The sequence below is a fragment of the Phenylobacterium sp. genome, from assembly GCF_004799395.1.
GTDB lineage: Bacteria > Pseudomonadota > Alphaproteobacteria > Caulobacterales > Caulobacteraceae > Phenylobacterium.
Map to the genome: position 1 here is coordinate 1 of NZ_SSMZ01000002.1, position 8,418 is coordinate 8,418.

At 68.3% G+C, this 8,418-nt stretch carries 9 protein-coding genes and 2 pseudogenes; 6 read left to right on the forward strand and 5 right to left on the reverse strand.

All coding sequences use genetic code 11. The features are described from left to right. Positions 1-332 (reverse strand): annotated as a pseudogene (locus E8A12_RS00035) (alkene reductase); the annotation flags it as partial. A 105-nt stretch (positions 333-437) separates the two neighbouring features. Then, entirely contained in the window at positions 438-1,355 is a 918-nt protein-coding gene (locus E8A12_RS00040) for an ATP-binding protein (protein WP_293365704.1), read from the reverse strand. Between the two features lie 521 nt (positions 1,356-1,876). On the opposite strand from E8A12_RS00040, the gene E8A12_RS00045 reads away from it, so the two are divergent. The 3 genes from E8A12_RS00045 (at position 1,877) to E8A12_RS00055 (ending at position 3,876) form a co-directional block, all read left to right on the forward strand. Beyond that, complete coding sequence (locus E8A12_RS00045; protein ID WP_293365705.1) at positions 1,877-2,308, forward strand: nuclear transport factor 2 family protein; 432 nt, start codon at positions 1,877-1,879, stop codon at positions 2,306-2,308. Positions 2,309-2,476: 168 nt separating this feature from the next. Beyond that, a complete protein-coding gene (locus E8A12_RS00050; protein WP_293365706.1) occupies positions 2,477-3,247 on the forward strand; it encodes an alpha/beta hydrolase in 771 nt (256 codons plus the stop codon). Between the two features lie 128 nt (positions 3,248-3,375). After that, entirely contained in the window at positions 3,376-3,876 is a 501-nt protein-coding gene (locus E8A12_RS00055; protein WP_293365707.1) for an ester cyclase, read from the forward strand. A 44-nt stretch (positions 3,877-3,920) separates the two neighbouring features. Here the strand turns inward: E8A12_RS00055 and E8A12_RS00060 are convergent, their stop codons facing one another. The 3 genes from E8A12_RS00060 to E8A12_RS00070 are packed head-to-tail and all read right to left on the reverse strand — an operon-like array spanning position 3,921 to position 6,367. Next, a complete protein-coding gene (locus tag E8A12_RS00060; protein ID WP_293365708.1) occupies positions 3,921-4,457 on the reverse strand; it encodes an alpha/beta fold hydrolase in 537 nt (178 codons plus the stop codon). A 37-nt stretch (positions 4,458-4,494) separates the two neighbouring features. Next, positions 4,495-5,613, reverse strand: a complete 1,119-nt coding sequence (locus tag E8A12_RS00065; RefSeq protein WP_293365709.1) for an alkene reductase — start codon at positions 5,611-5,613, stop codon at positions 4,495-4,497. Positions 5,614-5,647: 34 nt separating this feature from the next. Then, a complete protein-coding gene (locus E8A12_RS00070) occupies positions 5,648-6,367 on the reverse strand; it encodes a hypothetical protein (RefSeq protein WP_293365710.1) in 720 nt (239 codons plus the stop codon). A gap of 304 nt (positions 6,368-6,671) precedes the next feature. Between E8A12_RS00070 and E8A12_RS00075 the strand changes: the two genes are divergently transcribed. The 3 genes and pseudogenes from E8A12_RS00075 to E8A12_RS00085 all read left to right on the forward strand — a co-directional run. Beyond that, complete coding sequence (locus tag E8A12_RS00075; protein ID WP_293365711.1) at positions 6,672-7,127, forward strand: lipocalin-like domain-containing protein; 456 nt, start codon at positions 6,672-6,674, stop codon at positions 7,125-7,127. 12 nt (positions 7,128-7,139) lie between these two features. Continuing rightward, a complete protein-coding gene (locus tag E8A12_RS00080) occupies positions 7,140-8,090 on the forward strand; it encodes a 3-hydroxyacyl-CoA dehydrogenase NAD-binding domain-containing protein (RefSeq protein ID WP_293365712.1) in 951 nt (316 codons plus the stop codon). Continuing rightward, positions 8,087-8,418 (forward strand): annotated as a pseudogene (locus tag E8A12_RS00085) (hypothetical protein); the annotation flags it as partial. The gene E8A12_RS00080 and the pseudogene E8A12_RS00085, both read left to right, overlap by 4 nt.

Genomic DNA, 8,418 nt, shown 5'->3' on the forward strand with positions numbered 1-8,418 from the left:
TCGACGTGGCTCTGCCGGCCCACATGCCAGATCTGGAGGAAGATGTAGCCACCCTTGGCGTGGACGGCGTCGGTGATCTTCCGCCATCCGGCCACCTGGTCATCCGAATAGATTCCCGGTGCGCCGAGGTAGCCACGGCCGAGCACGGAGACGGTGGTCGCCTCGGCGATCTGCAGGCCGCCCCGCGAGGCGCGCTGGCCGTAGTGCTCCGCCATCAAGTCGCCCGGCACATCGCCCGGCTGCTCGGACCGCAGGCGGGTCAAGGGCGCCTGGACGATCCTGTGGGCGAGATTGAGCGCGCCGACTTTCACCGGCGAATATAGTTTGGACATGACTTCCTCTAGCGCTGCTTCTGGATGCACACGGTCGGACGGACGCGCTGGTCGGGGCGTGCATCTTCGGCTCGCCGATTGACCTTTCGCGCCATCAACATGCCCTCAAGCTTGCCGGGCTGTGACCACGAAGTGGGCGCCGCGTCCGGGACTCGATCGCGCGGCCAGCTGATGTCCCAGGCGACGCGTCGCCCGCAGCACCAGCGACAAGCCGAGGCCAAGGCCCTCGGAGTTGGCGTCGCCCTGGCGAAACGGCTGCATCAGGCTGGCGAGATCCTTCGGGTCGAAGCCGATACCGGTGTCTATGACCTCAAGACGCACGGCGGCCTCGGCGCGGCGGCATCCGAGAAGCACGCTGCCACGCTCGGTGTATTTGATCGCGTTGCCGACGAGATTGTCGGTGATCGAAGTGAGCAGGACGGGATCGCTCAGGACCGCGAGATCGCTCGGCACGATCCGGAGGTTCAGGCCTTTTGCACGGGCGATCGGCGTCCATCTCGCGCGCGCCGTATCGAACAGGTCAGCAAGCTGGACGGCTTCCAGGCTCGGCGCCGCGATGTCCTCCGGCGCCGCGGCGGCGGCGGCGGCCAACTGATCCAGGCCTTCGCGCAGCCGACAGACCTCTCCACGCAGGACCTCGGAGATCCAGGCCGCGCGTTCGGGCCGCCGCGTAAGCGACTCAAGCGCCAGCATCATGACCTGGAGCGGTTGGCGCAGGTCATGCCCCGCCGTCGCCATCAGCCAGCGACGGTCGAGATCGGCCCGGGCCGTCTGCCGCAGCGCGATCTGCGCGCGCCTGAGATCCAAAACACTTTGGCGCAGCTGCCGACGAAGTTCCGGCTTCGAAAAGTCCGCCAGGCATGGCGGGCCTTCTGCGGGCTCCAGTCGCCCGGTGACCCAGCCTTCCGGCGTCGAGGCTTCAACCCCGAGGCCGGCTGCCCGAGCCTCCCCGTGAGACGTGTGGCCGCTCAGATGGGTCGGCCTGAATCCCTCGTTGGTGCGGGTCTGGCTCGCGGTCTGCATGACGTCTCGCCCCTCAGGTCATGGGCGACGGTTGCGAAGCCCAGCTGACACGCCATGGTCCGAAACCCGGGACGCGCCGGCTTGCAGCAATCCGCACGACTTGAACGCTCGTGCTCCCAAGCCGCCGGACCGGAGACGCTTCGACGCGAGACGCGCGTCCAACACATGGCCGCCCGTAACAAGGCGATGACGGCCATGTCTGTGAGATTGAACCGGTCGGATCGGTCGGACTGCCGCCTCTCCTCCTCCCCGGAATGAGCGGCCCGTAAGCCTCGAGGGCCACACCGCCCAGTGGCCGACGATCCTGACAGGGGCGTCCTTCTGTCCCCGTAGGAGGACGCCCCACTCCGCCGTGATCCGCCGGGCTCGCGAACCGGCCGAATTCTTCAACGGAGGGTTGGCGAGGGCAAGCTGCGCGACACGGTCCGATGTCAGATGGGTCCTGGCAGATCGGCCCGTCACGGCGCGCGCGACCGCCTTCTAAGCGCCTCAGGCGCGCGAGCTCCACAGGAGACGACCCCATGTCCCGAGGCAACCCCGCGATCGACGCGAACATAGCGGTCGTCCGCGCGTTCTACGATGGCGCGGTCCGCAAGGATTCCGCGGTCGCGCGCGCCCTGGTCCATCCCGACTTCGTCTGCTCCGCTCCCGACTACCTGCCGTGGGGCGGAACGGTCGCCGGCGGCGCCAAATACCTCGATGTGATCCTGCCCCAGGTCGGCCGCGTCTTGGATTTCGGCCGGTTCTCCTATGACAGCATCACGGCCGACGAAGACCGGGTGATCGCCCTCATCAATGTCGGCGTGACCTGTACGGACGCGATGCTCAAGATCTCCGAACACATCACCGTCCGGGACGGGAAGATGACGTCCATCTGGGTCGCCTACTTCGAACCGAAGCGCCTGCTGGAACAGCTTCTCCACAACACCAAGGCCGACGCGGGCCTCCTATAGCCGTCCGCCGCGCGATGCCGGCGCTGCGAATGCGTCAACGCGCAGCACGCCAGCCCAATCGGTGAGGCGAATTGACAAGGCGCGCCCCCGGCCGACGAGCACCCTTCAGCTCATAGGGCTCCGGCGGTCTCGCGAGCGGGCTCAGCCATTCAACTGAGGATCAACACCATGCTGCAACTCGCCCATATGGCGCCCGTCGCCGTCAGTCTCGCCGCGCTCGCCGCCGCCATGATGCCCGCCCGGGTTGAAGCCGCCGAACGCCCCACGGTCGTTCTGGTGCACGGCGCCTGGGCGGACGGGTCGAGCTGGAACAAGATCATCCCGCTGCTGAGAGCCAAGGGCCTCACCGTGGTCGCGGCACAGGATCCCCTGAGCTCGCTGGAAGACGACGTTGCCTCTGTCGAGCGCACGATCGCGCGGCAACCCGGACCCGTGCTCCTCGTAGGCCACTCCTGGGGCGGCGCGGTCATCACCCAAGCCGGCGGCGATCCCAAGGTGGTGGGGTTGGTCTATGTCGCCGCCATGGCGCCCGACAAAGGCGTGTCATTCGGCGCGACCGCGGCTGACTATCCGACACCAGGCCCGGCCGCGGCGGTCCCCGACGCTGGCGGCTGGCTGCTTATTCCGCCCGAGGCCTTCGCCGAAAACTTCGCCCAGGATCTGCCGAAGGACGAGGCCCTGCTGCTTGCCGCCGGCCAGGGCGCCTCGAAGGGCAGCATGTTCGGCGAGCCGCTCACCGTCGCGTCATGGACGTCGAAGCCCTCCTGGTACGTGATCGCCACCCATGACCGAATGATCGACCCCAACCTGCAGGCGATCATGGCCAAGAAGATCAAGGCCACGACGATCAGCGTCTCCAGCAGCCACGTGCCGATGCTCTCGCATCCTCGCGAAGTCGCCGACCTCATCGAAAAGGCCGCCGACGCCCTGGCGAAGTAGTCGCCGCAGCCGGTGTGCGGCGGCCCATGACGCCACCGCACACCAGCCCGTCCGCGCATCCCCCATCTCCTGCCACGTCCGACCGCGGCGCGCCTCGCGTCCGCGCGGCCCTCCACGAAAGCTGACCCATGCCCAATGCCCGCCTTCTGCCCCTCGCCGCGGCGGCCGCCGCCGTCCTCGTCTCAGCTGGATCGGCGGCCGCGGCTCCGGCCATGACCACGGCCCAGGCCCACGCGATCGTCGCGCCGCTCTATGAGGCGTTGAACGAGCCGATGAAGAAGGACGTCGCCGGCCTCCTCGCGAAGGCCGCGAACCCCGACTACCGCTCCTGCTCGACGGAGACGGATTGCCTCGGCCGCGACGCGCTCGCGGTCCAGTTCAAGGCGTTCGGCGCGATGATCCCCAACCTCCACTGGAAGATTAAAGACCTCTGGGTGTCGGGCGACCGGATCGTCGTGCGCGGCGAGGCTACGGGCACGCCGGCCCACGATTTCTTCGGGGTCGCCCCCACCGGAGGCAGCTTCAAGACGATCTCGATCGACACCTTCACCGTCAAGAACGGCAAGCTGTCCACTGCTTATCACATCGAGAACTGGGTCGCCGCGATCGCCCAGGTCAAGGGCGGCTAGCCCTGACTGCCCACGGCCGTCGGGCCGTGGGCTCGCCGCAGCCTTCAGCCGTCCGCCTGCAGCGTCTCGGCCCAGCGCCAAGCGTCGCTTAAGGCGAGCATGCCGGCCACGTTCCAATGGTTCAGATCCAGGACCACCTCCCGCGTCGCCCGCGCCGTCGGAAGGCCCGAAGGCTTGCGAGATAAACCGCGAATATCCGTGAGCCGGTCCGATCGATCCGGTGCGGTCGGGCGCGCCACGACATTGAGCCAAGGGCAGGCCAGCTCTCCCCCGAAGGTCCGGCGCAGAGGGCCCGCGACCGGATCCAGTGTGATCAGCGCACGGATCGGCAAGGTCCGCGCCGCCACCCAGGCCGCGACCCGCCAGGCGTCCGGCCCACCCCAGCTGTGGCCGACAAGGCAGACGTCCTCGCCGCGCTGGGCGCAGGCGGTGATTGCCCGGCGCACCCGGCCGAGCCGACCGTTGGCGACATAGAGAACGGGCCGGCCGGTATCGGCCGCGCGGGCGCGGGCGACATCGGCGACGACGCCCAGCCCCAGGAAGGCCAGATCGTCACCGCCGCCACCGATGAAGATGTCCACACACCACTCCTTCCGGCCGGCGGCGTGCCGGCCGGACTCAGCCAGCGCGGGCCAGGGGGCTGAGGCTGGGATAGTCGGTATAGCCGTGCGCGCCGCCGCCATACGAGGTCGAACGGTCGAACGTGTTGAGCGGGGCGTCGATCCGGATGCGTTCCACCAGATCCGGATTGGCGATGAACATCCGCCCGAACGCCACCGCGTCGGCCAGTCCGGCCGTGACGGTGTCGACCGCCATCGCCGGCGTGTAGGCCCCGGCCGTCAACATCGGTCCGGCGAAGCGGCGACGGAAGAGCTGGGCGTTGTTGGCGCTGTCGACACTGGCGTTGTCGCCGATGCCGGCGGACGAGGCGCGCGGCTCGACCAGGTGCAGGTAGGCCAGGCCGCGGCCGTTCAGTGCACCGATGATGTGGTTGAAGTGGGTGACCGTGTCGCTGTCGCTGAGGCCCCCCAGGTTGCCATGGGGTGCGAGACGCACCCCGACCCGGTCCGCGCCCACCTCGCCGGCGACCGCAGCGAGGGTCTCCAGCAGCAGGCGGGTGCGGTTCTCGATCGTGCCGCCATAGGCGTCAGTGCGCTGGTTGCTGCCGTCCTGCAGGAATTGATCGAGCAGGAAGCCGTTGGCGCCGTGGACCTCGACGCTGTCGAATCCCGCCAGCATGGCGTTGCGCGCCGCGTCGCGGAAGCTTTCCACGATCCCTGGGAGCTCGGCAGCGTCGAGCGCCCGGGGGACCTCATAGGTGGTCTGGCTGAAGTCGGGGCGATAGGCGACGCCCGGCGCGGCGATCGCAGACGGGGCCACCGGCAAACTGCCGTCGCTGTTGTAGGAGGAGTGCGACCACCGGCCGTGGTGGACCATCTGCAGGCCGATGCGCCCGCCCGCCGCGTGGACCGCGTCGGTTACCAGCCTCCAGCCGGCAACCTGCTCGGCGGTGTAGGCGCCGGGCATGTCAGGGTAACCGCGCCCCTGCTCGCTAATGGCGGTGGCCTCGGTCAGGATCAGCCCGGCGGTGGCGCGCTGCGCATAGTATTCGGCGTTCAGCGCGGTCGGCGTATTCCGTGGCCCGGCGCGCATCCGCGTCAGGCTCGGCATGATGATGCGGTTGGGCAAGGTAAGCGCGCCCAGCTGAAGGGCGGAAAACAGGATCTGGGATGTCACGGGGAAACCTTTCGAGGTGTCCGGAGAAAAGGGGTCAGCTGAAGCTGATCGCGCCGAAATCCAGGCTGACCAGCAGCGGGTCGGGGACCTTCTGGCCAGCCTCGTCATAGGCGAAGATCCGCCGCGTCCGCGGCATCATCAGGCCCTGGACCTCCCGGTAGCCGCCCGGGTAGTTGGCGCCGGTCGCACCGCCAAGGATGTCCACCGTGTAGTCGTGGCGGCGCATCAGCCCATCGGGTCCGAAATGGGTGATCTGGGTCCGGGTGTGGCTGGTGACGTCATCCGGGAACGTCACCTTCAGCCGCCGCCATTCCTCGCCGTCCTCCGACCAGGGTTCGATCTCCTCGGTGACGAAGCCGGGGTAGGTGTAGAGGAACGGCGAGAGCAGATAGGTCCAGAGCGCCTCGCCGGCGAAATAGGCGACGTGGAACTTGTCCCAGGGCGTTTCGCGGACCTGGCCTTCGAATGAGGCGCGCGGGTTCAGCCGCTCTTCGGCGACCTCGCCGTCCGACGTCTCCAAAGTGATCCGCTCCGGCGTGAAGACGAGAACGCGGTCCGCCGCTGCGAAGGGCGTGATCGTCACCCGCTCTTCGTGGGTCAGGAGATCGAAGACCTTGTCGCTCAGCAGGCCCGGTTGCTGCTTCACCTCCCAGATGGCCCCGCCGATCGAGACCTCGGCGCGGAGCCGCGTGAAGCTGTTCCAGCGGTCGAGCCCGCCATGGGCGTCGATCGCGAACTCAAGCAGGTCTTTCATGAGGCGGTCCTGTTCATCGGGCGAGGCCGCAAAGGCGCTCGCGAGACCTGGACCCTAGGCGCCTCGAACCGCCGCGGATTGTACGCATCGTTCAAGCGCGGCCCCGCAGCGGCGGACACCGCATCGCGTGATCGGTTCGTCCAACCCCGGCAGAGCTGTGCAAGCCGGCCGAGATGCCGCCGCGCCGTTGGGAGCTGATCTCACCAGTCTGAGCGACGGCTACAAGAAAGGCGCTCTCCACAGGCCGCAGTTGAGGACGACGACGCCAATGGGCGCCGAAGTTCGCAATCCGCAGGAGCGCCAGATGTCGACGTTGAGAGAGAAGCTGATCGGAGCGTGGAGCCTGGTCTCCTACGCTGAGACCGATCCCAAGACCGGCCAGACGGACCATCCCATGGGCGAGCACCCCGAGGGCCTGATCATGTACACGCCGGACGGCTACGTCTCCGCCCAGCTCGGATCCGCGGACCGGCGGCCCTTCGAAGGCGGCGACATGTATGCGGGTCGGCCGGAGGAGTACACGGCCGCCGGCAGCTCCTACATCGCCTACAGCGGCCCTTTCTTCGTCGATGAAGCGAAGGGCGCGCTTCAGCACGAGATGCGCGTGAGCCTGTTCCCGAACTGGAAAGGACAGCGGCAGGTCCGTGTCGTGAAGATCGAGGGCGACACCCTGCACCTGTCCACCGACGCCCCGCAGGAATTCAGCGGGGCGGCCAAGACCGCCTCCCTGTTCTGGCGCCGCGCCGCCGCCAACGCCTGACCGGAGGGGATCATGTCTGTCTCAAAGACCGGTATCGAACGCGTCGCCATCGTGGGCGCAGGCGTGATCGGCGCCAGCTGGGCCGCCCACTACCTGGCCCAGGGCCTCGACGTGGTGGCGACCGACCCGGGCCCCGGCGCCGAGGCTCGGCTTCGCGCCCTGGTGGCGGAGTTCTGGCCGGCGCTCAAGCGGATCGGATTGGCCGAGGGCGCCTCGCAGGATCGGCTGACGTTCAATCACGACCTCGCCGCGGCCGTGGCCGGCGCCGGCTTCGTCCAGGAGAACGGTCCCGAGCGGGTCGATATCAAGCGCGAGATGATCGCCACGATCGACGGCGCCGTCGGCCCCGATGTCCTGATCGCCACGAGTTCGTCGGGGATCCTGATCAGCGACATCCAGGATGCGGCGCGCCACCCGGATCGGGTACTTCTGGGGCACCCGTTCAACCCCCCGCACCTCATCCCGCTTGTGGAGGTCGTGGGCGGAAAGCTCACCAGTCCGCAGGCGATCCAGCGGGCCTTGGATTTCTACGCCGCGGTCGGCAAGAAGCCGATCCATATCCGCCGCGAGGTCAAAGGCCACGTCGCCAACCGCCTGCAGGCGGCCCTGTGGCGTGAGGCCTTCTACCTGGTCGACCAAGGTGTCGCGACGGTCGCCGATATCGACACCGCCATCTCTCATGGGCCAGGCCTGAGGTGGGCGCTGCTCGGCCCATTCCTCAACCTGCACCTCTCGGGCGGCGACGGTGGGATCGCCCACGTCATCGACCATCTGGGACCGCCCATCGAGAGTTGGTGGCGTGACCTCGGGGACATCTCCTTCTCCGATAAAGTCCGCTCGGAGGCCATCGCCGGCGTCGACGAGGAGCTGAAGCCGTTCGCCTTGGCCGAGCTCAACCGCCAACGGGACGATGCGCTCATCACCCTGATGGCCTTGAAGGCCTCTTCGGATCAGCTCCCGTGAGCGTCGCGGCAAATGCGCAGCCGGCGGCGGGCGACGACGCGGTGGAGCGGGGCGTCCGGCGGTCGTTGGCCAACCGGATCACCGACGACCACAGCATCGACCCGATGCGCGAACTCGACCAGCTTCTGTCCGTCGTCGGGTTGGACAGCGCGGCGGCCGGCGGATCGGTCACCTTCGAGGGACGCGATCCGATCATCGCCAGCCCCCTGCCGCTGGCGAGCATGGCGGGCGTCTCGCTGATGGCGAAGGCCGTCGCCGCCGCCGACCTCTGGCGCTTGAGAACCGGCGAAGGCCAGGACCTGAGCGTCAAGCTCGGCCAGGTGCTCCA

Excerpts from the sequence above, each read along its gene's own strand:
- E8A12_RS00040 (WP_293365704.1), bottom strand. The coding sequence starts at position 1,355 with ATGCAGACCGCGAGCCAGACCCGCACCAACGAGGGATTCAGGCCGACC.
- E8A12_RS00045 (WP_293365705.1), top strand. The coding sequence starts at position 1,877 with ATGTCCCGAGGCAACCCCGCGATCGACGCGAACATAGCGGTCGTCCGC.
- E8A12_RS00050 (WP_293365706.1), top strand. The coding sequence starts at position 2,477 with ATGCTGCAACTCGCCCATATGGCGCCCGTCGCCGTCAGTCTCGCCGCG.
- E8A12_RS00055 (WP_293365707.1), top strand. The coding sequence starts at position 3,376 with ATGCCCAATGCCCGCCTTCTGCCCCTCGCCGCGGCGGCCGCCGCCGTC.
- E8A12_RS00070 (WP_293365710.1), bottom strand. The coding sequence starts at position 6,367 with ATGAAAGACCTGCTTGAGTTCGCGATCGACGCCCATGGCGGGCTCGAC.
- E8A12_RS00075 (WP_293365711.1), top strand. The coding sequence starts at position 6,672 with ATGTCGACGTTGAGAGAGAAGCTGATCGGAGCGTGGAGCCTGGTCTCC.
- E8A12_RS00080 (WP_293365712.1), top strand. The coding sequence starts at position 7,140 with ATGTCTGTCTCAAAGACCGGTATCGAACGCGTCGCCATCGTGGGCGCA.